A 23,545-nucleotide genomic window follows, 5' to 3' on the forward strand; every position below is an offset into this window, starting at 1 on the left:
CGCCGCAGCCTTGGCGCGGGCTCAGCCCTTGCCCAGCAAAGCCTCAAGCGCAAGGCCGGTGCGGCCCTCGGCCTGCAGCACCACCTCTGCCGCGGCGCGGGCATCTTCTCCGGCATCATGGTGGGTGAAGCGCAGGTTGAGCTGCGTTTTCAGATGTGCAAGCCCGTGCCCGCCGTTGCCCGTGAACTCGGGCCATGCGCGCCGGGCAATGCGCACACTATCCCCCCAGCGCCATTGCGGCGGCAGGCGTCCGAGCGCGGCATAGGCTCCGGCGATCGCGCGTTTGTCAAACCCGCTGTGCTGGATCAGCAGATGCGCGCCCAGAAGCGGTTCGAGCCGGGCCGCGAGCTGCGCAAAAGCGGGGGCGCCGCGCACCTGCGCCGGGCCGATGCCGTGCAAGGCGGTGTTGAAGCGCGAAAAGGCGCAGCAGGGGTCGACAAAGCTCACCCATGTCTCGATCGTGGCATCGGCGCGCACGCAGGCAAGCCCGATCTGGCAGATGCTGGCGCTGTCGCTTGCGGCGGTTTCCACGTCGAGCGCGATGAAGCGAAACGGCCCCTCGGGCAGAGGCAGGCTCACAGCAGGCTCCCCAAACCATAGGCCAGCGCGCCCGCAAGCGTGGCCAGCACCACCGAGCGGCGCCAGGCATAAACCGCGAGCACCGCGGCGATGCCGAGCGGCAGTGCGGGGGAGAGCGCGGTGGCGGGCGGCAGCATCGGCAGGAGCGAGGCGGCCAGAAGCGTGGCGATGGCCGCCGGGCCGGTGGCGGCCAGAAAGCGGCGCAGGAGCGTTTGCCGCGAGCTGGCGTGCATCGGCAGTTTCGTGGGCAGAACGCGGAAGGCCCATGTGACAAGGCCGGTCGCGCAGGCGAGGAGGAGCAGTTCCGGTCTCATGCGGTGGCCTTTCGCAGCGTGCCGAGCGTGGCGCCAAAGAGGATGCCCGCCAGAATGCCAAGGGTGGGCGAGGCGAGGAGCGTGCCCGCCGCGGTGGCGAGCGCGGCGGCGGCAACGGTGGGGATCTGGCGCCGCTCAAGGATCGAGAGCAGCAGCGCCAGAAAGAGCGCAGGCAGCATGAAGCCGAGCCCCGCATCCACAACGGGAAAGGCCCGCAACGCCTCGCCGCCGACAAGCGCGCCCACGGCGGTGCCCGCGATCCAGGCGGCATAGGCACCGAGCCCGAGCGTGCCGATGAAGGCCTCGGAAAATGGCAGCCCGCGCGCCATCGCGCCCAGCATCGCGGCAAAGACCTCGTCGGTCAGGCCCCAGCCCCAGGCCCAGGAATAGCGCGTGCGCGCGGCTTTTCCGGCCTTTTCCAAAAGCGCGGGGCCATAAATCACATGGCGCAGGTTCATCGCCGCGAGGGTGAGCACCGAAACCGCAAGCGGCGCGCCGGAGGTGACAAGCGCGAGCGCCAGAAACTGCGCCGCCCCGGCGAAGATGATCACCGAAAAGAGCACCGCCTCGGTCGGGCTGAGTCCGGCGCGGGTGGCGGCGATGCCGAAGGACAGCGCGATCGGAAAATAGCCAAGCATCAGCGGAATCGCTGTCAAAAAGCCCGTGCGGATGGGGGAGAACGGTTTCATGTCAGCGCGTGACCTCCATGACCACAAAAAGCAGCACCGGCGCATCGAGCGCGGCATAAAGATGCGGCAGATCCCCGGCGAAGCGGTAGTAATCGCCCGGGCCAAGCTCTTCTTGGGCGCCCTCCGGGCCGAGCCGCACCTTGCCCGTTGCCACCAGCGCATGTTCCACCGTGCCCGGCGGATGGGGGGCTGCGGCGCGGCGCGCGCCCGGTTCCAGCGCCAGGCGATACAGATCGCGCCGCCGGTCGGGAGGGCAGCGGTCGAGCAAAACCGCCGCAAACCCCGCAGCATCGGAGGCCAGCGCGCGCCCCTCCTGCGCCCGGATCAGGGCGCGCGGCGCTGCCGCCTCCGCGAAAAGCGCGCTGAACGGCAGGCCGAGCGCCGTGGCAATGGCCCAGAGCGTTTCCACATTGGGGTTCCCCTTGCCCGCCTCCAGTTGCGACAGGGTGGATTTTGCCAGCCCGGCGCGCGCGGCAAGGGCCGAAAGGCTCAGCCCCGCAGACAGGCGCTCGCGCAAGATCGCCTGAGCGATCAGCGCGTTGGGCGTCTGGGGGGATGAATCGTTTGGTGTGTCGATCATTCGTTCATTTTAACGAACGTTTGCGGCGCTGGCAACGGCCCCGCCTGCGCGGGCAAGGCGCTTGACGAAACGGCCGGTCAGGATGATTGTGTGCCAACACACATCGTGTTGGCGGAGGTTTCGTCGTCGTTGGTTCAAAGGTGCTCCATGGTCCCGTCCTCCGCGTGCATCGCCCGATCCCGGCGCTGCAACCTCTCTGCGCTTTTTCTGTCAACATCTTGAATACATGAGCTTCATCGCCTGCGGGGGAGCTGCTCTGCGGGCGTCTCGATCCTTTTGACGGCGCTGCGGCGTCGCTTTGCCCCGAGGTTTCTGTCATGCCCGCTGATGATTTTGGCACCACGAATTTGGCTGATCACATCGTTGTCTCCGATGCCAGCTTCACGCTGGAGGCGCTCGCCGGGAACGACACGATCGCGGGGGAGATCGTCTCTCTCGAAAGCGCCTCGATCGACGCCGGCGCGGATGATGACACGATCACGCTCACCGCTTGGGGGGAGGCGCAATCGGGCGCGGTAACGCTTTTGGGCGGGACTGGCGCGGATACGATCACGGCCTCGCTGTCTCAGCTTGAGGCCACGATTGGCGGCGGGGAGGGGGATGATGTGCTCGACCTTGCGGATCTATTCACGGCGGTGGTGTCTGGCGATGACGGAGAGGATGCGATCACCGTTATCTGCGGGGCGGCCGAGAGCATCGGCATCGACGGCGGCAGCGGGGCGGACACGATCACCGCCGCCATCACCGGCAATTGGGTCAGTGATGACGTTTATGACGAGGATCTCACCGCAGACCTGACGAACGCGGCTTTGGCGGCGCGCGGCGTGGTCAGCATCGTGGGAGGGGCTGGCAACGACATTCTTGATCTTGCGCTGAGCGTTGCGCAGGCGGTGATTGATGCGGGCGCGGGCGATGACACGATCCGCCTCGACACCGGCATCGGAACGCCCGATCCGCGATCTGGCACGGCGCAGGAGCTGACGCTCCTCACCGGCGCGGGCCGGGACACGATCCGGCTCGCTTATCCGAGCTGGGGCGGAGACGGCTGGGGCGCTGGTCGCGACAGTGTTGCGGTGGTGAGCGATTTTACGGCAGGCCCGGGGGGCGATGTGCTCGACTTGAGCGAGATCGTCCTTTGGGGAGATCCGCCGCCCGAAGACGGGGAGGATGGTCCCGGGACCGGGGCAGAAGACACGGGGGAGGGGGCCGGGCTCTCCAAACACGGAGGCTTTGGCGTGGAGGATGGTGAACCGCCTCCTGTTGTCGAAGATGACGAGGACGCGCCCACCGATGATGCCGACGATTGTGACGCCATCTCGGAGCCGCCGCAGCTTGCGCAGCTCTGGTTTGAGCAGCGGGGCGCAGATACCGTGCTGTGCGGCGATTTCGGCTTTGGCGCGGTGGTTTTGATCACCCTCAGCGGGGTCGAGGCCACAACCCTCACCGACGATAACATCCTTGGCGGCGCATTGCCCGCGATCGGGGCGCCGCCGGATGACAGCACTGGCGATGATCCCGGCGACTCGGGCGGCGGGTCCGATGATGGCGGACCGGTTGATGTCGGCGATGGCGGCGGCGAGGATACGAGCCCCGGCGATGTGGACCCGCTGCCCGACGACACGGAGGATGACAGCGACAGCAATGGCGACGGCGGAGGCGGAGGCGGCGATGCTGGCGGCGGCGATGCCTCCGACCCGGATGCCGGGGAGGACGGTGATTCCGGCACAGGCGCGGAAGATGGCGCGTTCTGGGGCGACGCCGAGGACAATCTGTTTGAAGGTGGCGACGGTGACGACACGATGGCCGGTGGCGCCGGGGCCGACAACCTTGCAGGGGGCGCGGGCGCCGATCTGATGAGCGGCGGCACCGAAGACGACACGTTGGATGGGGGCGACGGCGATGATTTTCTGGCGGGGGGGCAGGGCGACGACACCCTGACCGGCGCTCTGGGCGATGATACGATCAACGGCGGCACCGGCGATGACACGATTGAGGGCGGCGCGGGCGACGACGTGCTGGGGGCGGGGCGCGGCAGCGACACCGTCTCGGGCGGCGCGGGCGAGGACGCTATCGGCGGCGGCGCCGGGCAAGACCTGATCTCGGGCGATGCCGGCGATGACATGATCGGGGGCGGCGCGGGCGACGACACGATCCTTGGCGGCGCGGGCGATGATTTCCTCGCCGGGGGCGGGCGCAACGACCTGATCTCGGGCGACGCGGGCAATGACACGCTCAACGGCGGGGCCGGCAACGACACGCTGACCGGCGGCGCCGGGGCAGATCTGTTCGTGTTCACCCTTGGCAAGGCGGGCAATCTCGACATTCTCACCGATTTCAGCCGCGGTGAGGATCTGATCCAGATCGCCGGTCTCGACAAGGCGCCGGGAACGGGCCTGCAGGGCTTTTTTGAGGCGCTGTCGCCCACCACGGTCAACTATGAGGGCGAGACGGCGGTGCAGTTGAGCTTTGCCGGCCAGACCATCCTCTGCCTCGGCATCGACGGCCTCACCAAGGAGGATTTCCTGTTCCTGTGAGGCTGTGGCGGGGCCTCACGGCAGGGCGGGGTGCGCCGGGCGTGCGGCGCCGGGGGCCGGATCGGCGGCGGGTTTCACCCGCGCCTCGATCTCGGCAAACAGCAGCCTTGCCACGTTTTTGCCGGTGATCGTTTCGATGCCGCGCAATCCGGGGGAGGAATTGACCTCGAGCACCTTTGCCCCGTCATGGGCGCGCAACAGGTCCACCCCGGCCACGCCAAGGCCAAAGGCGCGCGCCGCGCGCACCGCGGCGCTGCGCTCGGCAGGCGAGATCCGCACCGGGGCGCCCGAGCCGCCCTGATGCAGGTTGGAGCGGAAATCGCCCTCTGCGCCGCGCCGCTTCATGGCGGCCACGACCTTGCCGCCGATCACGAGGCAGCGGATATCCTCGCCCGCCGCCTCGCGCACGAAATGCTGCACGAGAAAGTTGGCCCTCAGCCCCCGGAACGCAGAGATCACGCTTTCTGCCGCCTTCGTCGTTTCGGCCAGCACCACCCCCTTGCCCTGACTTGAGGCGATCAACTTGACGATCAGCGGCGCGCCGCCCACCAGCGCGATCAGGTTGCGCGTGTCTTTGGGCGAAGAGGCAAAGGCGGTGTCGGGCATGCCGATCCCCGCGCGCGCCAATATCTGATGCGCATAAAGCTTGTCGCGCGAGGCGGCGATGCCCTCGGAGCCGTTCACGCAATAGGTGCCGAGCGTTTCAAACTGGCGCACCACCGCCGTGCCATAGGGTGTGATCGAGGCGCCGATGCGCGGGATCACCGCATCAAAGCGCGGCAGCCGCTCGCCATCGTAGCAGACTTCGGGGGCCAGCGTGTTGATCGCCATGTAGCAGCGGGTCGTGTCGATCAGATCGACGATATGGCCGCGGGCGCGCCCTTCCTCCAACAGGCGGCGGGTGGTGTAATTGTCTTCCCGCGAGAGCACGGCGATGCGCAGGCTGCGCCGGGTCGGCTCCGGGCCGCCCGCGGGCGCGGCATAAAGATCGTAGCCCAGTTCCGGCTGCATCCGGCGCGCCGTGGGCAGGATGGTGATGTGATCGCGCAGCGCTTGACGGCCCAGCAGCATCCGGCTTGTCATCGCGCCGCGATCGGTCAGCGTCACCTCGATCGGCCAGCTCTGATCTGCCACCGCGATCCGGGTGCGGATCACGAAACGATGCTCGCGCTCGCCGTTCGAGGAGGTGACATCGCGCCGGTCGATCAGCGGGGCGGTGCAGCGCAGCGCCAGATCGGCGCGGCCCGGCACCGGATGCAGCACAAACCGCACCATCGGCCCGTCGGGCGCATCAAAGGGTGTAATCTCGGCGGCATGAAGCGCAGAGGTGCGCGCGCCGGTATCCACCTTGGCAAGGATCGCGGGCAGGGCGAGATCGGGCAGGGCGAGCCATTCTTCCCAACCGAAAAGCAGGGGGGCGCTGGACATGGGGGTTCCTTTCAAGATCGCGCGCCCTGCCTGCCATGCGATTGTAACGGTTCGACCCCGCGCTTGGGCCATGCCTGTCAATGGGCGGCCAGAACGCATCGGGCGCCCGCGCCGGGCAGGCGATGTCTGCGTCTGCCCCCGCTTGCCAGGGCGATCCGCGCCGCGCCGCCGCCTGAAGGCGTGATCGCGGTGGAGGGTGCCAGCAGCATCCGCGGTATGCAGACCCATCCAGACCGGGGGGCGCCGCGCGATCTTGGGGGCAGGTTCGAGCCGCTGGACAAGGCTGACGCGGAGGCCGAGGCCGATGGGCGCGAGCCGGAGGCGGGGCATCCTGCCCCGGCGGAACGCCCGGTTGAATGCGGCGGGCGGCGCGTGTCGATGAGGCCTGCCCGTGCGGCGGCGGCCCGCCGCATCACGCCCCGCACCTCGGGGCGAGGCGCGCCTCTCCGCGGCGCGGAGGCTGGCAGGACAGCCGATGCGCGCCGAGTTGAATTTGCGGCGCGCCCGGCCTATATGCGGCGATATGACCTCCTCCGAAAAGTTTCTCGTCCCGCCCTCCGGCACTGCTGCCGCGCCCTTCCTGCCGATGAGCCGCGCCGAGATGTCGGCGCTGGGCTGGGAGGAATGCGATGTCATCGTCGTCACCGGCGACGCCTATATCGACCATCCAAGCTTTGGCATGGCGATCATCGGGCGGCTGCTGGAGGCGCAGGGCCTGCGCGTCGGCATCCTGTCACAGCCGGATTGGCAATCGGCCGAAGCGTTCAAGGCGCTCGGCAAGCCGCGGCTCTTTTGGGGGGTGACGGGCGGCAACCTCGATTCCATGGTGAACCGCTACACCTCCGACAAGCGGCTGCGCCATGACGATGCCTATACCGCGGGGGGCGAGGGCGGCAAGCGGCCCGACCGCGCGACCATCGTTTACACCCAGCGGTGTCGCGAGGCGTATAAGGATGTGCCCGTCGTGCTCGGCGGCATCGAGGCCTCGCTGCGCCGGATTGCGCATTATGACTATTGGTCGGACAAGGTGCGCCGCTCGATCCTGGCCGATGCGAAGGCGGATCTTTTGCTTTACGGCAATGCCGAGCGGGCCATTGTCGAGGTGGCAAACCGCCTTGCCGCAGGGGAACGGGCGCGCGATCTGGATGACATTCGCGGCGTGGCGCTGTTTCGCCCGGTGCCGGAGGGGACGGTCGAGCTGCCCGCCGATGACATCGAGTCCGCTGACGAGGCCGCGACCCGTGTGCCCGGCAATACCGTGATCCGGCTGCCCTCCTTCGAGCAGGTGGAAGGGGACCGCGAGGCCTATGCGCGCGCCTCCCGCGTGCTGCACCGCGAGGCCAATCCGGGCAATGCGCGCCCGCTTGTGCAGCGCCATGGCGACCGCGATCTCTGGCTCAACCCGCCGCCGATCCCGCTCCGCTCGGAAGAGATGGACGCGGTCTACGAACTGCCCTATGCGCGCGCGCCGCACCCCTCTTATGGCGGGGCGAAGATCCCGGCCTGGGAGATGATCAAGACCTCGGTCACGGTGATGCGCGGCTGCTTTGGCGGCTGCACCTTCTGCTCGATCACCGAGCATGAGGGCCGCAAGATCCAGAGCCGCTCCGAGGCCTCGATCCTGCGCGAGATCGAACAGATCCGCGACAAGACACCGGGCTTTGCGGGGGTGATTTCCGATATCGGCGGCCCGACTGCCAACATGTACCGGATGGCCTGCAAGGATCCGAAGATCGAGGCGGCCTGCCGGCTGCCCTCTTGCGTCTTTCCCGACATTTGCCCCAACCTTGACACCTCGCACGATGACCTGATCCGGCTTTACCGCAAGGTGCGCGAAGTGAAGGGGGTGAAGAAGGTGATGGTCGCCTCGGGCGTGCGCTATGACCTTGCCGTGCGCAGCCCCGACTATATCAAGGAACTCGTCACGCATCACGTGGGCGGCTATCTCAAGATCGCGCCCGAGCATACCGAGCGCGGCCCGCTTGATGTGATGATGAAGCCCGGCATCGGCACCTATGACCGGTTCAAGGAAATGTTCGATGCGGCGGCGAAGCAGGCGGGCAAGAAATACTATCTGATCCCCTATTTTATCGCCGCCCATCCGGGCACGACCGACAAGGACATGCTCAACCTCGCGCTCTGGCTGAAAAAGAACCGCTACCGGGCGGATCAGGTGCAAACCTTCCTGCCCTCGCCGATGGCGACGGCGACGGCGATGTATCACACCGGGGTCAACACGCTCAAAGGGGTGCGCCGCGGGGCCTCCGAAAAGGTGGGCACGGTGCGGGGCGGGCGGCAGCGCCGCCTGCACAAGGCGTTCTTGCGCTATCATGACCCGGAGAACTGGCCGCTCCTGCGTGAGGCGCTGAAAGATATGGGCCGGGCCGATCTGATCGGGCCGGGGGCGCATCAGTTGATCCCGGCGCATCAGCCGCCCGGAACCGGCCTTGGCAAGGGCGCGCCGAAGCGCAGCTCCTCCCGCCCGAACTCGCGCGCGAAGACCTTCACCACCAAGGGCGTGCCGTTTCCGAAAAAGTGAGCGCTCAGGCGCCCGCTGCGGGGAGATCTGCCCGGGTGAGCACGGCGGCAAAGAAGCCGTCGGTGCCGTGGCGCGCGGGGGTGAGCATCAGATATTCGGGATGCGCCGAGTCTGTCAGCTCCGGCGCCGCCACGCTGAGCGGGACGACCGAAAACGCGGGGTGGGCGGCAAGAAAGGCTGCGACCTGCGCCTCGTTCTCTTCGCCGAGCAGCGCGCAGGTGGCATAGACGAGCCGCCCGCCCGGTTTTACGAGCCGGGCCGCACTGGCAAGGATGCGCGCCTGCAGTGCCACAAGGCTTTCGAGCCCCTGCTCCTCGGGGGCGCGCCAGCGCGCATCGGGGTTGCGCCGCCATGTGCCGGTGCCCGAGCAGGGCGCATCCACCAGAACCCGGTCAAAACTGCCCTTGTGGCGCTTCACCCAGCGGTCTGTTTCGCCACTCAAAAGCCGCATCTCGGCGTTTTGCAGCCCGGCGCGGCGGGCCCGCTCGGCGCAGCGCTTCAGCCGCCCCTCGCTCACGTCGCAGGCGATGAGCCGCCCCTTGTTGCCCATCTGCGCGGCAATCGCCAGCGTCTTGCCCCCGGCGCCGGCGCAGAAATCCACGACCCGCTCGCCGGGCTGCGCCTCGACAAGGCGCGCCACCAGCTGCGAGCCCTCATCCTGAATTTCGAGCGCCCCGGTTTTCAGCCCCGGCACCCGTGCCAGCGAGAGCCGCTCCGCGAGCCGCAGGCCGTGGGCGGTGCGCGTCAGGGGATGCGCCGGAAGGCCAAGGCCTTGGAATTCGGTCAGCATCGCCGCGCGCTCCGCCTTGAGCGCGTTGACGCGCAGATCCAGCGGCGGCGGGGCCAGAAGGGCGGCCATCTCGGCTGCGAATTCCGCACCAAAGCGCGCGCGCAACGGGGCGAGAGCCCATGGCGGGCATTCGAGCCGCACCTCTTCGGGCATGGCGGCACTGTCCATCGCGGCGCCCTGCAGCTTCAGCATCAGCCCGTGTTCGGCCTCGCTCAAGGGGGCGGGCGCGAGGGGCGCGCCAGTGAACAGGCGGCGGATCTGTTCGGGCTTCAGCCCTTCGCCCAGCACCAGCCAGGCGATGATCCGGGTGCGCGGCGTGTCGCGCCGCCCGTGCCGGTCGATCCACCAGCCGAGCCGCGCGTGATGGCGCAACAGCGCGTGCAGCCGATCGAGAATCGCCCCGCGCGTGGGCTCATCAAGGCGGCGCTTGCCGCGCAACCACGCGGAGAGGACCGCATCGGCGGTGCGCTCGGAGCGCGCCAGTTCGGCATAAAGATCGAGGGTGGCTTGCAGGCGGGCGGCTGGGGTCACGGGGCACAGGCTGTCTGGTTGAGGGCGCAAACGAGAAGGGGGGGCGGCGCGCCTTGGCGGCGCGCGACCCGTCCCGAGCGGCCTTGCGGCGCTTCTGGCGTGTTTACCGGCAAGTGCCGGGTTTGAAAACCGGCATTCACCGGGCTCGCGGGGCCCGCGCCGCCGCAGCTAGCCCGCCGAGAGCAGGATCACCCCCGCGATCAGCACGCCGCATCCCGCCAGCCGCCCCGCGCCGACGCTCTCGCGCAAGATCACCATCCCCATCAGCGCCCCGACCATCATCGACATTTCGCGCATCGGCGCGACAAGGCTGAGCGGCGCGCCCCCGGTGAGCGCCAGAAGCACAAGGATATAGGAGAGCGGCGAAAGCGCGCCGACGAGCACGGCCGTGCCCCAATATCCGCGCATGGCGCCGCGGGCGCGCGCCGGATCGCGCAGAACGAGGGGCGCCAACAAAAGAACGCGCAGCAGGTTCGACACCCAGTCCAGCACCACCGGCGCGACCCCGAGCGCTTTGACCGCATAGGCATCGACCACGGTGTAACTGGCGATCAGGGCGCCCGTTGCCGTGCCCCAGCGCACCCCGGCCTGCCCGCCGGGGCGGGTGAGCGCGGCGAGCTTGCCCTGCGTGGCGATCAGCAAGATGCCCGCGACAACAAGCGCAAGCCCGGCCAGTCCTTGCCGGGTGAACGGCTCGCCCAAAATCACGAAGGCGCCGAGGCTTGAAAGCAGCGGGCCGGTGCCGCGCGCCACCGGATAGACGACCGACAGATCCGCGACCCGGTAGCCGCGCTGCAGGCACAGGCTGTAGCCGAGATGGAGCCCGCCGCTCAGCAGCACAAGGCCGCCCCCCGCCCAAGACCAGCGCAGGTTGCCCTGAAGGATCAGAGAGACGACCCAGGGCGCATACAGAAGGCAGGCGATCAGGCTATAGGCAAAGACGAAAACCGGCCCGACCGAGGCGGCCCGTTTGGCGAGCAGGTTCCAACTCGCGTGGATGAAAGAAGCAAGAACAACAAGAAGCAGTGCGGCAAGCGTCATTGAGACCCCCTTTTGCGCCCTTCGGCGCGGTTGATCTCGACGTCTCCTCCCCTGGGCTTTTGTCCCTTGGGTGCTGGCCCGGGGAACACCCCCGGTCTCTGCAACGCTCGGTCCTGCGGTGGCCCGCAAGGGGCGACCCGGAACCCTAGTTACCACTCAGTCGATGCCATAAGCCTAGCCGGGCGCGGCCTGTGCGCGCAAGAGGGCCGGGGCGGCTTGGCCTGCTGCGTGGCGTCGCAGCGTGCGGGGGCCAGGGCTGGCCCCCGCTATTGGTTGCGGACCCCGATCCGGGGATCAGGCGCGTGCGGCGGCCGAAGCCTCGATCCGGTCGAGCAGCTCATGAAGCGCGACCGCATCGGCAAAGCTCGGCGCTTCGTGCGAGCCGGTGCGGATATCTTGCGCGAGCCGCGCATAAATCCCGGCGACATTGCGCGCGCCGGGGAAGTCCGGCAGGCCCTCACGCGCGGCGGGCTCGGGCATCAGGGGCGCGAGTTCTTTTTCGTCGCCGCGCGCGCCCTTGATGGTGAGCTGCACCATCTGCGCATGGCCGAGCCCCGCCGTGACTTGAATGTCACCCTCTGTGCCATTGATTTCCCAAAGGAAATTTGTGCCGCGGTTGGTGCCGCCCTTGTAGTGGACCGAGACCGCGGCGCCGCTCGCCATGGTGCCCTGCACCATCACCTGATCGGCGGCGGTCTTGGGCTTTTGCGCGCCCGTTTCCGTGATCGTGACCGTGTCGAAGTTGAAGCTCTTCGTTGCCGTGAGCGGGCCGAACGGGCCGAGCACATCCTGCACGGCGGCAAGGGTATGGGCGAGCGGGATGTCTTCCATCGTTGCGCCGTTGCTCTTGTCGTAAAGGTAGTAACGCTCGGCCGAGGTCTTGTCGGCCCAGTTGCCCCCCGTTCCGATCAGCGAGGTGGAGAGCACGCGGCCCACATAGCCTTCGGCGATCAGTTTTTTCAGGTGCAGGATCTCCTGCGCGGCGCGGGCCTGCGTGCCGACAACCGCGACAACGCCCTTTTTTGCGGCGAGCGCGGCCAGCTTGCGGGCCTCGTCAAGCCCGTTGCCGAGCGGCCATTCGCAATAGACATGCTTGCCGGCATTGAGCGCGAGCGAGACGAGGTCAAAGTGGTAGGGCACCTTCACCGTGACCACCACAAGGTCGATCTCGGGCGAGGTCACCAGTTCGGCGGGGCTGGCGAAGGCGTGTTTCAGCCCCATCGCCTCGGCTGTGCGCTGAGCGCTTTCCGGTGTGGAGTTGGCCACGCCAATGATTTCAAACGCCTCGGGCAGCGCCTTGAGCGCGGGCACATGCGCCATTGCCGCCCAATGGCTGCCGGGGTTGAGGCCGATGAAGCCAACCTTGATCGGATCGGACATGAAACAATCTCCAGTTTGCGCCGGTGAGGACGTGGTCTGACCGGACGGGTATGAACAAACGCACCGCGGATCGACACATGCCCGATTGAGACAGATGGTCGATCCTGTGCAGGACCCGGCGCGCTTCCTGAGGCTGCGGCAAAGCGGCAAAGCTCAAGGGAACGCTCCGTGATAGTTGAAAAATTTATGCTGCGCGGGCGGAATTTCCATGCCGTATCCGCTCTATGACTTGCCTGATCCGATCATCCGGTACAGGTTGGGCTCTCAAGGAGCACCGCCCATGATGCAAGATTTTTCTCCCCTCGTTGCCAAGGCTGCGGCGCTTGCCCGGCCCGGTGAGACGGTGCCGCTGCTGGAGGGGGTCAGCCTGTTTTGCGCCCCATCTGCCGAGGTGCCGATGGCGATGCTCTATGAGCCGATGGCCAGCATTGTGCTGCAGGGCGAGATGGAGGTCACGATCGGCCATGCCGTGCTGAATTACGCGCCGGGCACCTGTTTTGTGGGCTCTGTGGCCTTGCCGGTGACCGGGCGTGTCACCCGCGCCAGCGCGGCGCAGCCCTATCTCGCGCTCAATATCACGCTCGGGCGCGAGGCGCTGGCGGAGCTTCTGGCCGAGGCGCCGCAGGTCACGATCGAGCGCGGCAAATGCTACGCCTTTGGCCCGGTGCCCGAGGGGCTGATGGCGGCCTGTGACCGGCTTCTGGCGCTGCAAGCGGCGCCGGATGATCTGCCGGTGCTGGGGCCGATGGCGCGGCGCGAGATGCTCTACCGGCTGCTGCGTGGCCCGCAGGCGGCGGCGCTGCATCAGATCGTGGCCTCTGACCCGAAGCTTGCGCAGGTGCGCCGGGCCTTGAGCTGGATCCGCGAACACCTGAGCCAAAGCGTTTCGGTGCAGGAGATGGCGCGCTGTGCGGGCATGAGCGACGCCTCGTTCAACCGCCATTTCCGCGCCGCGACCGGCATGAGCCCGCTGCAATATCAAAAGACCTTGCGCTTGCAGGCGGCGCGGCGCGCCATTCTGGCGGGCTCCGAGGTTGCCGGAGCGGCCTTCTCGGTGGGGTATCAGAGCGCCTCGCAGTTCAGCCGCGAATATGCGCGCCTGTTCGGGCTGCCGCCCTCTGCCGATGCGCGCCGGCTCAAACAGAGCCTGACCCGGGCAAGGGCGCCTGTCGCAGAGGTTTTGCCGGGGCAGGGGTAAGCGCATCGGCAAGGGCGGGGGGGGCATCACTTACCCGCGCCGCAGGATCGCGGGCGCAACGGGCCGTTCCTGTTTCGGGGGCGGTCAGCCGTAGCTCGCGCCGGGCTCGAGCGCGATGAACCGCTCGGGCGCAATTCCGGCCGCGCTCAGGTGGCGCGCCAGCAGCTCACGCGGCTCCTCGCGGGGCTCGTCGGTGAGCTGGAACGTGCCCCAGTGGATGCCATAGGCCTGTTTGGCGCCCACATCCTCGAAAATCTTCACCGCCTCGTCGGGGCCGACATGCTGGGGCGCCATGAACCAGCGCGGCGCATAGGCGCCGATCGGGATCAGCGCAATATCGGGCTGCCCATGGCGGGCGCGGATGTCGCGAAAGATCGCGCCGTCGCCATAGCCGGTGTCGCCCGCAAACCAGATCTGGCTCACGGGCGTATTGATCCAGAACCCGGCCCAAAGCGCCATGCGCCGATCGGAGAGCCCGCGCGAGGACCAGTGATTGGCCCGCGTCAGCGTGACCGAAACGCCGGGCGCGAGGTTCACCGTTTCATGCCAGTCGGCGCTGGTGAGGCGCAGCCCCCGCCCGGCGCGGCGCGCCGTTGCCTCTGTGCCGAGCGGCATCACCAGGTGCGGCGCGTCGCGGCGGTGCAGTTTGCGCAAGGTGGCGAGGTCGAGATGGTCATAGTGGTTGTGGCTGAGCAAGATCGCGTCGATCTGTGGCAGATCGCCAAAGGCGATGCCCGGCGCGGTGGTGCGTTTGGGGCCAGTGATCCCCAGAGGCCCCGCGCGGCGCGACCATACCGGGTCTGTGAGCAGGTTCAGCCCCGCCACCTGAAGGAGCACCGAGGCATGGCCCACCATGGTGATGCGCGGCGCCAGGCTGCGCGCGGGCGGCACAGCGGGGGTGATCGCCACCGCTTTGGGCCATTGCGCGCGCGTGCCCGCCCGGTTCCAGCGCCAGATGTCCATGAGCGAGCGGTCCGGCGAGGGCTGGCCGGGCGAATGAAACCTGAGCCCGTCGAAATGATCGGTGACCGGGCCTTTGTGATAAGGGGTGCGGGGCATGGCGCGTCCTTTGGTTGCTGGTGTGCAGATAGGCCCGCCGTGCCGGGGCAACAACCGCGCTGCGCGGGTTTATTGATGAGCCTCTCTCATGGATGCTTGTCGCTTTTGCGCATTCCCCTGAGCCCGCTCTCGGCCTAGCTCTGAGAGCACGCCGTTGATCTCGAAACAGCCGCCACCGCAGCCGGTGGCGCAGGAAGGTTCTCATGTCCCGCCCCAAAATCATCTGCCACATGCTCACCACGCTCGACGGGCGGCTGGAGCCTGAACGCTGGCCCTATAGCGTGGAGCAGCTTCTGGCCGTTTACGACCCGGTCGCGGCACGCCTTGAGGCGGATGGATGGATCGCCGGGCGGTGCACGATGGAGCATTATCTGCCGGTGGGCACCCCCGCGCTGGAGCCGGTGGCGCGCCCGCAAGCTGACCGGATCGAGGACCGCGCGGGCCGCAAGCTCGGCATTGCCTTTGATCGCACCGGGCGGCTGCACCCCGAAAGCGGCGATCTGGGCGGGGATCATCTGGTGCTGGTGGTCTCCGAACGCGTCTCGCCTGCGCATGTCGATGCTCTGGTGGCCCGCGGCGTCTCGGTCGTGTTTTCCGGCCCTGAGGGCAACGATATTGCCGGGGCGCTGGCGCGGATCGGTGCGGCCTTCGGGGTGTCGCGGCTGCTCCTTGAGGGCGGGGGAGAGATCAACGGCGCCTTTCTCGCGGCGGGCGTGATCGACGAAACGAGCACGCTCCTTTATCCGGTGATTGACGGGCTCGCGGGGCAGGCGGCGATCTACGATCATCGCGCAGAGCTGCCCGCGCAGGCGCTGGAGTTGCTCTCCGTCGAGGCGCTCGAAGACGGAATCGTCTGGCTGCGCCACCGGGTCAAACGGGGTTAAGCCGATGTCACGACATGTAAAACATCCGCCGGTCCTGCCTTTGGTGATTGTGGCCGCGGCCACCTGCCTGTCGCTGGTCGTCTTCACCCAGCCGCTCACCACGCTTGATGCGATGACGCGGGCGCTGGCGCTTGGCCCGGCGGAACAGGCCTGGGTGATGAGCGCGATGCCGCTGGGCGCGGCCTGCGGGCTGCTGACCGCGGGGGCGCTGGGCGACACGACCGGGCGGCGGCGCACCTTTTTGGGGGGCTTGTGGCTCACCGCTGTGGCCTCGGTCGCGGCGGCGCTCTCGGTCAACGGGCCGATGCTGATTGCGATGCGGATCCTGCAGGGGCTGGGCAGTGCCGGGATCATGGCCTGCGGTCTTGGCTTGCTGGGGCAGGTCTATCATGGTGCGGCGCGCCAGCAGGCGGCCGCGATCTGGGCGGCGGGGCTTGGTGCGGGCGTGGCGCTCGGCCCGATCCTCGCCTCGCTCCTGCTTGGCCTTGGCGGCTGGCCCGCGATGCACTGGTTGATTGCGGTGGCCTCTGCCGCCTTGGCGCTTGCCGCGGGCGCGCGCCTGCCCGAAAGCCCGCGCACCGGCGCGCGGGTCGATCTTTTGGGCAGCCTTGTGCTGATGCTCGGGCTCGGGGCGCTTCTTTATGCGCTGACCGAGGCGCGGCTCGGCGCCACCCTCGCGGTGGGGATGATCGCCGCGGCAGGCCTTGTTCTGATCGCGGTTTTTATCTGCATCGAGCGGCATGTTGCCAACCCGATCCTGCGCGTCGATCTGTTTGGCCGGATTGATTTTCTCGGCGCGACACTTGCGGCCTTCGCCTCCGGGGCCGGGGTTCTTGCGCTGATGTCGCTGGTGCCGACGGTGCTGGTGCGCGGCTTTGGCGAAACCCCCTTCGAGGCGGCGCTGATCCTCCTCGCCTGGTCGGCGGTGACGGTCTTTGCCGCGCTCGCCACCGGGTATCTGCCGCGCGGGCTCTCCGCGCGCCACCGCGCGATTGGCGCCATTCTGGGCTGCACGCTGGGCCAGTTGCTCCTGTTGCGCGCGGGCCCCGGCGCGGGCTGGGCTGCGGTGCTGCCCGGGCTCTTTGTGGCGGGCATTTCGAACGGGCTTCTGAACACGGCGCTTGGCCATGCCGCGGTGGCGACGGTGCCGCCCGAACGTGCGGCGATGGGGTCTGCAGCCAACAACACCGCGCGGTATCTGGGCTCTGCGCTGGGCATTGCGCTTGTCTCGGTGCTGATCGCCGGGCGCGAGGGGGCGGATTTCTTTGCGGGATGGCGCCTCGGTGTGCTGGCGAGCGCAGGGTTGAGCCTTGTGGGGGTGCTGGCGCTGGCGGGGCTGCGCGGCAGATCGCAAAAGGTTTCATGAAAATTCCTCATAAGTGGCGGTCAAGGCCGGAGGCTAATCCGGCCCGACGGCGGCGCTAAATAGGCTTCAGACAGGGCGTGCAGGGAGCCGCTCTTGAGACCAAAAGAGGATATCATGCGTCAGCCGTGGAGCGCCGAAGATCAGGCGCGGATCGCCGCCACCGAGTCCTTCCGCATCGCGCCTTACCGCGCCGATGGAAAAACGCCCGGCACGCCCACCTATATCTGGTTCGTGCAGGTGGAGGGGCGGCTCTTTGTGCGGGCCTATTCGGGCACCGGGTCGCGCTGGTTTCAGGCCGGGCTTCACCAGCGCGCCGGGCAGATCGTGCTCGATGGCACGCCGCGCGAGGTGACCTTCGCCCCCGTTGATCCGGCGCTCTCGGGCGCGATCGACGCGGCCTATCGCGCCAAATACACCACCAGCCGCTATCTCGCGCCGATGATCTCGGACCGCGCGCAGGCGGCCACGCTTGAGGTTTTGCCGCGCGCTGCGGCGGCCTGAGCCAACCTCCCCTTCCATCTGGGCACGACCGCGCCTTCGGGGGCGGCGGCCCTCGCATACCCCAAGAAAGGACTGATCATGCGCAAATTGCTGAGTGGAAAAACCGCCATCGTCACCGGCGCCAGCAAGGGCATCGGCAATGCCATCGCCACGCTTTACGCCGAAGAGGGCGCCAATGTCGTGCTGACCGCGCGCCATGAGGCGGGGTTGACGGCGGCGGTCGAGGCGATCCGCGCCAAAGGCGGCAGCGCGCTTGGCATTGTCGCCGATTCCGCCGACCCGGAGGCGCCCGCCCGCGTGTTCAAAGCGGCAATCGAGGCCTTTGGTCAGGTCGACATCATGGTCAACAATGCGGGCGTGGGCGAGATGTTCGCGGTCGAAAAAACCACCGATGACCATTTCGAGAAGATCATGGGGATCAACCTTGTCGGCCCGTTCCGCTATTGCCGCGAGGCGGTGAACCACATGCTGCCACGCGGCGAGGGGCGGATCATCAATGTCTCGTCGGTCAACGGTGTGCTGCCGATCTGTGGCGTCGCCTATACCTCGACCAAGGGCGCGATCAACACGATGACGAAGAACATCGCAATCCGGCTGTCGGGCACGAAGATCCGCGTGAACGCGATTGCGCCGGGCGTGACCGATACCGATGCCGCCCGCGCCTGGGCGGCGGGCGAGCAGGAGGGCGGTGGCGAGATGCTGGAATTCTCGGACAAATACACCAACACCACGGTGCCCTCGACGGAACCGCTCGATCAGGCCTATGCCGCGCTTTATCTGGCCTCGGAGATGGGCCGTGCGGTGACGGGGCAGGTGATCCAGGTGGACAACGGCCAGTTCCTCTGAGCGGGCCACAGCGCGAGAAAAGGGGCGCAGAGAGATCTCTGCGCCCCTTTTGTTTGGGGAATTGGGAGGGCGGGGCCAAAAGGCCCCGCGCCGGCTTTATTGGCCCGCCGGCAAATCGGCGCCGATCGTGACCTCTTTCCAGGCCTCGGCGCTCTGGCGCATGACCTCCACGCGTTCGAGCGCACGATCATAGGCTTGCTTGCTCAGCAGCAGACGCAGCGGCGGGTTTTCCGCTTCCGTCACCATCACCACCGCTTCGGCAAGCTTTTGCGGATCGCCGTCCTGATGGCCCGAGCCGGCCCGCAGCCCGTCGCGCAGCGCGCCCGAAGTGGCCTCGTAATCCGCAATCCGGGTTTGCGACTCGATCACCGAACGGCCCGCCCAATCGGTGCGGAACCCGCCCGGCTCGATGATCGTGACCTTGATCCCGAGCGGGGCCACCTCTTGCGCGAGCGCCTCCGAGAGCGCCTCGACGGCGAATTTCGTGGCGCAGTAATAGCCCAGCGCCGGGTAGGAGATCAGCCCGCCAATCGAGGAGACGTTGATCACATGGCCTTTGCGGCGCGCGCGCATGCCCGGCAGAACCTTTTGCGTCAAGGCATTGAGACCAAAGACATTGGTCTCGAACTGGCGGCGAATTTCGGCATCTTCGCCTTCTTCGATCGCCGAGAAATAGCCGTAGCCTGCGTTGTTCACGAGCACGTCGATACGGCCAAAGCGCGCCTCGGCCTGCGCGACTGCCGCGGCGATTTGCGCCGCGTCGGTCACATCGAGAGACAGGGCAAGGGCGTGGTCTTCATGGCCTTCGACCAGGTCTGCAAGGGTTTCGGTGCGCCGCGCCGTCATCACCGCGGTCCAGCCTTTTGCCAGCACCAGTTTGGCGATTTCGCGGCCAAAGCCGGTCGAGCAGCCGGTGATGAACCAAACGGGTTTGTCTGTCATGATATTTCCTTTCCGTTGAGCGATTTCATGTCCGCAGCGCGGTGACGAGCCGGGTCAGCCCGTCTTCCAGCCGTGCGCGGGGGCAGGCCATATTGAGCCGCAAGAAGCCTTCGCCGGCGGCGCCATAGGCGGTGCCCGCGGTGAGCCGCAGACGCCCCCTTGCCAGCACGCGCGCGGCCAGCGCCTCGGCGCTCTCGCCCCATGCGCGGGCATCGAGCCACGCGAGATAGGTTGCCTCGGGCGGGGTGAATGCGAGCTTGGGCAGCGCCTCGGCCAGATAATCCGCGGCAAAGCGGCGGTTCTCGTCCAGATAGCGCAGCAAAGCGCCGTGCCACGCCGCCCCCTCGGTATAGGCGGCGATGCTCGCGCTGATGCCGAACGGGTTCACATCGCAGACCTCATGCACGTTGAGCGCCTTGTTGATGCGCGCGCGCAGCGTTGGGTCGGGGGCGACGATGGTGGCGATTTGCAGCCCGGCGAGGTTGAAGGTCTTGCTCGCCGCGAGGCAGGTGACAGAGCGCGCCGCCACCTCGGGCCCGAGCGCCGCATAGCATTGGTGGCGCTGGCCGGGCAGGGTCAGATCGGCGTGGATCTCGTCGCTGACCACGGTGACGCCATGGCGCGCGCAGATCTCGTGCAGGCGGCGCAGGTCTTCCACGCTCCAGACCCGGCCAACCGGGTTATGCGGGTTGCACAGCAAAAGCGCGCGGCAATCGGGGTGCGCGGCGCGGCGCTCCAGATCGTCGAAATCCATCTCATAGCGGCCCGCGCGCAGGAGCAGCGCATTTTCCTCTATGCCACAGCCCATGTTGCGGATCGACGAGAAAAAGCAATTGTAAACGGGTGGTTGCAGGATGACCCTGTCGCCCGGGCGGGTCAGCGCGCGCAGGGTGGCGGTGATCGCGGGCACCACGCCAGAGGTCACCAGCATGTCTTCTTGCGTGAAGTAATGGCGGTGGCGGCGTGCCTGCCAGCCCGAGACCGCCTCAAAATAGGCCTCGGGCAGATGCGCATAGCCAAAGACGCCATGCGCCACGCGGGCCTGCAGCGCGTCCACAACCGGCGGGGCGGTGCGGAAATCCATGTCCGCCACCCACATCGGCAGCACATCGGCCGGGCCGTCATCCCATTTCGAAGCGCCCGATCCGCGCCGCTCGACCTCTTCGTCGAAATCAAAATGCATGGCTCAGCCCGTGATTTCGATGCGGCAGGCGCCGGGGGTGCGGCAATTCTCGTCAAGGATCACCGCCCCGATCTGCGGCGCGCGGATATGCCCGCCCGCCGGGTTCTTGACCGAGGTGATGGGCGTGGTGATTTCGGCCCGAACCGTGGAATATTCGAAAGCGAGATCGGCATTCGCGTCCATCCGGCAGTTTTCCAAAACGAGGTTGGTCGCGTAGCAAAGCGGCTGCGTGCCGCGGATCGTGCAGTTCACGAGCCTGAGGTTCTTTGAATGCCAGCCGAGAAATTCTCCATCGAGCACGCAATCGGTCACTGTCACGTTTTCGGCGCCCCAGAACGCGTCTTTCGAATTCAGATGGGCCTTGCAGACCGTGACGTTGCGCGCATCCTGAAAGGCGTAGTTGCCCTCGAGCGTCATGCCCTCGACCGAAATGTCGATGCCGTTCATCAGCACGTAATCGGCGCCCTTGAGCACAACATCGCGCAACTGCACCTGTTCACAGTTCCACAGCGTTTCGGCGGCATCGGGGAAGCGGCAGTTTTTCACCCGCAGATCGCGCATCCGGCGGAACATCTTCGGCGCCTCGATGATGCAGTTGCGCATCCGCAGGTTTTCGGAATACCAGATCGCGGCCCGCGCGCCGGGGCGAAACAGGCTGTGTTCGATCGTCACGCCGTCACAATGCCAAAACGGGTATTTGCCCGCAAATTCCGCGTTGCGCACCAAGAGGTTGCGCCCGTGCTTGAGAGCGGATTCGCCGACCCCGATGCGCAGCCCGTCCAGCACGGTGTCCTGGAGCGCGTAAAGGGGGCGCTCGCCCTCGAAATACTGGTCGCTGATCGTGGCGGGAAAGGTCGCTGGCGCGGTCATGGCATGGCTTTCTGTTGTGCTGAGCGGCGCCCGTGTCAGCCCGGAAGGGCCGAGGGCGCGCTTTTCAGGATGCCTGAGATATATTCCTGCCTTGGGGGGCGATTAGAGGGGCGCGTGAACAAGCGTTCATGAGTGCCGCTCATCAATTCTGCGCGCTACGCTGATTTCAAGCAATCTGGCCCGCATCGGCCCGCATCGGCGGGCATCGGCGCGGCGGCGGGGGGGCCGCGGCGCGTGCAAACCCGCAGGAGGCGGGCTTTGAAGGGGCGCAAATGCCGCTCCGCTCCGGGGTCTTGGTCTCAAAGCGGCCCGGGGGCGTGCCCCCGGACCCTCATGTCAGGCGTTCAGCGCTGTCGCGTGATGGGCGATATGATCGCCGATGAAGCTCGCGATGAAATAGTAGCTGTGGTCATGGCCCGGTTGCAGGCGGAGCGTGAGCGGATGGCCAAGCCGTTTGGCGGCCTCGGCAAAGATCTCCGGCTTGAGCTGGTTTTCAAGGAAGCTGTCGGCGGCGCCCTGATCAATCAGGATCGCGAGCCGCTCTTCGGCCTGCTCGAGAAGCGCGGTCGCATCCCATTCCGCCCAGGTCTTGCGGTCCGCGCCCAGATAGGCCGAAAACACCTTCTCCCCCCAGGGCACCTGCGTCGGCGCGACGATCGGCGCGAAGGCCGAAACCGCCTTGTAGCGGCCCGGGTTTTTCAGCGCGATCGTCAGTGCGCCATGCCCGCCCATCGAATGCCCCATGATCGAGGCCCGATCCGAAACCGGGAAATGCGCGGCCACAAGCGCGGGCAGTTCCTCGGTGATGTAATCATACATCCGGTAATGCGCCGCCCAGGGGGCCTCGGTTGCGTTGATGTAAAAGCCCGCGCCCTGACCGAGGTCATAGGCCGGGTCATCCGCCACCCCCGCGCCGCGCGGCGAGGTATCGGGCGCGACAAGGATCACCCGGTGCTCGGCCGCATAGCGCTGCGCGCCGGCCTTGGTGATGAAGTTCTGCTCGGAGCAGGTCAGGCCCGAGAGCCACCAGATCACCGGCAGCCGCTCCCCCGCGGCCAGCGCGGGGGTGTAGACGGCAAAGTTCATCTCGCAGTCAAGCGTTGTCGAGCGGTGCCGCCAGACGCTTTGCGTGCCGCCAAAGCAGGCATGCGATTCAAGCTGTTCCATCATCGCCTCAGAACTTGATCACCGAGCGGATCGACTTGCCCTCGTGCATCAGATCGAAGGCGGTGTTGATCTCTTCAAGCGGCATCGTGTGGGTGACGAAGGGGGCAAGCTCGATCTCGCCCTTCATCGCATCCTCGACCATGCCGGGAAGTTGGGTGCGCCCCTTCACGCCGCCAAAGGCCGTGCCCATCCATTTGCGCCCGGTGACAAGCTGGAAGGGGCGGGTGGAGATTTCCTGCCCCGCACCGGCCACGCCGATGATCACCGATTGCCCCCAGCCGCGATGCGCACATTCAAGCGCGGCGCGCATCACATTGACATTGCCGATGCATTCGAAGCTGTGGTCGACCCCCCAGCCGGTCATCTCGACGATGACTTGCTGAATGGGCTTGTCATGGTCTTTCGGGTTCACGCAATCGGTGGCGCCGAATTGGCGGGCCAGCTCGAATTTCTCGGGGTTGGTGTCGACGGCGATGATGCGGCCCGCCTTGGCCTGGCGCGCGCCCTGAATCACCGCAAGCCCGATCCCGCCAAGGCCGAACACGGCGACGGAATCACCCGGCTGCACCTTGGCGGTGTTGTGCACCGCGCCGATGCCGGTGGTCACGCCACAGCCCAGAAGGCAGACATGCTCGTGGTTCGCCTGTTCGTTGATCTTGGCGAGCGAAACCTCGGCCACCACGGTATATTCCGAGAAGGTCGAGCAGCCCATGTAGTGATAGATCGGCTCACCGTTATAGGAAAAACGCGTCGTGCCATCGGGCATCAGGCCCTTGCCCTGGGTGGCGCGCACCGCCACGCAAAGGTTGGTCTTGCCGGATTTGCAGAACTCGCATTCGCCGCATTCGGCGGTGTAGAGCGGAATGACATGGTCGCCCGGTTTCACCGAGGTGACGCCTTCGCCGACCTCGATCACCACGCCCGCGCCCTCATGGCCGAGCACGGCCGGGAACACGCCCTCCGGGTCATCGCCCGAAAGGGTGAAGGCGTCGGTGTGGCACACGCCGGTATCGGTGATGCGAATGAGCACCTCGCCCTTTTGCGGGGGGGCAACGTCGATTTCGACGATTTCAAGCGGTTTGCCGGGGGCAAAGGCAACGGCGGCACGCGATTTCATGGGGATC

Annotated in this window: 21 protein-coding genes; 7 read left to right on the forward strand and 14 right to left on the reverse strand. The window is 67.2% G+C overall.

Going from position 1 to position 23,545, the window contains the following annotated elements:
* Positions 1-21 precede the first annotated feature (21 nt).
* Genes ACFSM0_RS13125 through ACFSM0_RS13140 form a run of 4 tightly spaced genes read right to left on the reverse strand, consistent with a single transcriptional unit; the run spans position 22 to position 2,162 of the window.
* Positions 22-579, reverse strand: coding sequence for an exonuclease domain-containing protein (locus tag ACFSM0_RS13125; protein ID WP_377391087.1), 558 nt, complete (start codon positions 577-579; stop codon positions 22-24).
* Positions 576-893, reverse strand: coding sequence for an AzlD domain-containing protein (locus tag ACFSM0_RS13130; RefSeq protein ID WP_377391089.1), 318 nt, complete (start codon positions 891-893; stop codon positions 576-578). Before ACFSM0_RS13130 ends, ACFSM0_RS13125 begins: the two co-directional genes overlap by 4 nt.
* Positions 890-1,582 carry an AzlC family ABC transporter permease gene (locus ACFSM0_RS13135; protein WP_377391092.1) on the reverse strand — a complete coding sequence of 231 codons (693 nt, stop codon included), beginning with the start codon at positions 1,580-1,582 and terminating at the stop codon, positions 890-892. Before ACFSM0_RS13135 ends, ACFSM0_RS13130 begins: the two co-directional genes overlap by 4 nt.
* A gap of 1 nt (position 1,583) precedes the next feature.
* Positions 1,584-2,162 (reverse strand): helix-turn-helix domain-containing protein, encoded by a 579-nt coding sequence (locus tag ACFSM0_RS13140; RefSeq protein WP_377391096.1) that lies wholly within the window; start codon positions 2,160-2,162, stop codon positions 1,584-1,586.
* Between the two features lie 317 nt (positions 2,163-2,479).
* Between ACFSM0_RS13140 and ACFSM0_RS13145 the strand changes: the two genes are divergently transcribed.
* The gene (locus tag ACFSM0_RS13145) at positions 2,480-4,696 is read left to right on the forward strand and encodes a calcium-binding protein (RefSeq protein ID WP_377391099.1); all 2,217 of its coding nucleotides are present in this window, start codon (positions 2,480-2,482) and stop codon (positions 4,694-4,696) included.
* 15 nt (positions 4,697-4,711) lie between these two features.
* Here the strand turns inward: ACFSM0_RS13145 and rimK are convergent, their stop codons facing one another.
* Positions 4,712-6,124, reverse strand: coding sequence for a 30S ribosomal protein S6--L-glutamate ligase (rimK, locus tag ACFSM0_RS13150; protein WP_377391102.1), 1,413 nt, complete (start codon positions 6,122-6,124; stop codon positions 4,712-4,714).
* 523 nt (positions 6,125-6,647) lie between these two features.
* Between rimK and ACFSM0_RS13155 the strand changes: the two genes are divergently transcribed.
* Positions 6,648-8,663, forward strand: coding sequence for a YgiQ family radical SAM protein (locus ACFSM0_RS13155; RefSeq protein ID WP_377391105.1), 2,016 nt, complete (start codon positions 6,648-6,650; stop codon positions 8,661-8,663).
* 4 nt (positions 8,664-8,667) lie between these two features.
* Here the strand turns inward: ACFSM0_RS13155 and ACFSM0_RS13160 are convergent, their stop codons facing one another.
* The 3 genes from ACFSM0_RS13160 to ACFSM0_RS13170 form a co-directional block, all read right to left on the reverse strand.
* Positions 8,668-9,984, reverse strand: a complete 1,317-nt coding sequence (locus tag ACFSM0_RS13160) for an RsmB/NOP family class I SAM-dependent RNA methyltransferase (RefSeq protein WP_377391109.1) — start codon at positions 9,982-9,984, stop codon at positions 8,668-8,670.
* 168 nt (positions 9,985-10,152) lie between these two features.
* Positions 10,153-11,025, reverse strand: a complete 873-nt coding sequence (locus ACFSM0_RS13165; RefSeq protein ID WP_377391112.1) for an EamA family transporter — start codon at positions 11,023-11,025, stop codon at positions 10,153-10,155.
* 294 nt (positions 11,026-11,319) lie between these two features.
* Positions 11,320-12,405: a Gfo/Idh/MocA family protein gene (locus tag ACFSM0_RS13170; protein ID WP_377391114.1), complete on the reverse strand. Its 1,086-nt coding sequence runs from the start codon at positions 12,403-12,405 to the stop codon at positions 11,320-11,322.
* A gap of 280 nt (positions 12,406-12,685) precedes the next feature.
* Between ACFSM0_RS13170 and ACFSM0_RS13175 the strand changes: the two genes are divergently transcribed.
* Complete coding sequence (locus ACFSM0_RS13175; RefSeq protein WP_377391117.1) at positions 12,686-13,603, forward strand: AraC family transcriptional regulator; 918 nt, start codon at positions 12,686-12,688, stop codon at positions 13,601-13,603.
* An 84-nt stretch (positions 13,604-13,687) separates the two neighbouring features.
* On the opposite strand, the gene ACFSM0_RS13180 is transcribed toward ACFSM0_RS13175, so the two are convergent.
* Entirely contained in the window at positions 13,688-14,662 is a 975-nt protein-coding gene (locus ACFSM0_RS13180) for an MBL fold metallo-hydrolase (protein WP_377391120.1), read from the reverse strand.
* A gap of 203 nt (positions 14,663-14,865) precedes the next feature.
* On the opposite strand from ACFSM0_RS13180, the gene ACFSM0_RS13185 reads away from it, so the two are divergent.
* From ACFSM0_RS13185 to ACFSM0_RS13200, 4 genes are all read left to right on the forward strand, one after another.
* Positions 14,866-15,546, forward strand: coding sequence for a dihydrofolate reductase family protein (locus ACFSM0_RS13185; RefSeq protein WP_377391123.1), 681 nt, complete (start codon positions 14,866-14,868; stop codon positions 15,544-15,546).
* A 4-nt stretch (positions 15,547-15,550) separates the two neighbouring features.
* The gene (locus ACFSM0_RS13190) at positions 15,551-16,912 is read left to right on the forward strand and encodes an MFS transporter (protein ID WP_377391126.1); all 1,362 of its coding nucleotides are present in this window, start codon (positions 15,551-15,553) and stop codon (positions 16,910-16,912) included.
* A 114-nt stretch (positions 16,913-17,026) separates the two neighbouring features.
* Complete coding sequence (locus ACFSM0_RS13195) at positions 17,027-17,413, forward strand: DUF2255 family protein (RefSeq protein ID WP_377391129.1); 387 nt, start codon at positions 17,027-17,029, stop codon at positions 17,411-17,413.
* Positions 17,414-17,491: 78 nt separating this feature from the next.
* The gene (locus ACFSM0_RS13200; protein WP_377391132.1) at positions 17,492-18,259 is read left to right on the forward strand and encodes an SDR family NAD(P)-dependent oxidoreductase; all 768 of its coding nucleotides are present in this window, start codon (positions 17,492-17,494) and stop codon (positions 18,257-18,259) included.
* 96 nt (positions 18,260-18,355) lie between these two features.
* On the opposite strand, the gene ACFSM0_RS13205 is transcribed toward ACFSM0_RS13200, so the two are convergent.
* The 5 genes from ACFSM0_RS13205 to ACFSM0_RS13225 all read right to left on the reverse strand — a co-directional run bounded on the left by ACFSM0_RS13205 (position 18,356) and on the right by ACFSM0_RS13225 (position 23,538).
* A complete protein-coding gene (locus ACFSM0_RS13205) occupies positions 18,356-19,201 on the reverse strand; it encodes an oxidoreductase (RefSeq protein ID WP_377391135.1) in 846 nt (281 codons plus the stop codon).
* A 25-nt stretch (positions 19,202-19,226) separates the two neighbouring features.
* A complete protein-coding gene (locus ACFSM0_RS13210; RefSeq protein ID WP_377391139.1) occupies positions 19,227-20,384 on the reverse strand; it encodes a MalY/PatB family protein in 1,158 nt (385 codons plus the stop codon).
* A gap of 3 nt (positions 20,385-20,387) precedes the next feature.
* Positions 20,388-21,254 (reverse strand): DUF3737 family protein, encoded by an 867-nt coding sequence (locus tag ACFSM0_RS13215; RefSeq protein WP_377391142.1) that lies wholly within the window; start codon positions 21,252-21,254, stop codon positions 20,388-20,390.
* A 336-nt stretch (positions 21,255-21,590) separates the two neighbouring features.
* On the reverse strand, positions 21,591-22,421 hold the full coding sequence (gene fghA, locus ACFSM0_RS13220) for an S-formylglutathione hydrolase (protein WP_377391145.1): 831 nt from the start codon (positions 22,419-22,421) through the stop codon (positions 21,591-21,593).
* A gap of 7 nt (positions 22,422-22,428) precedes the next feature.
* Positions 22,429-23,538, reverse strand: coding sequence for an S-(hydroxymethyl)glutathione dehydrogenase/class III alcohol dehydrogenase (locus tag ACFSM0_RS13225; RefSeq protein ID WP_377391148.1), 1,110 nt, complete (start codon positions 23,536-23,538; stop codon positions 22,429-22,431).
* Positions 23,539-23,545 lie beyond the last annotated feature (7 nt).

It is taken from the genome of Rhodobacter lacus (assembly GCF_042683065.1).
Taxonomy (GTDB): Bacteria; Pseudomonadota; Alphaproteobacteria; order Rhodobacterales; family Rhodobacteraceae; genus Rhodobacter; species Rhodobacter lacus.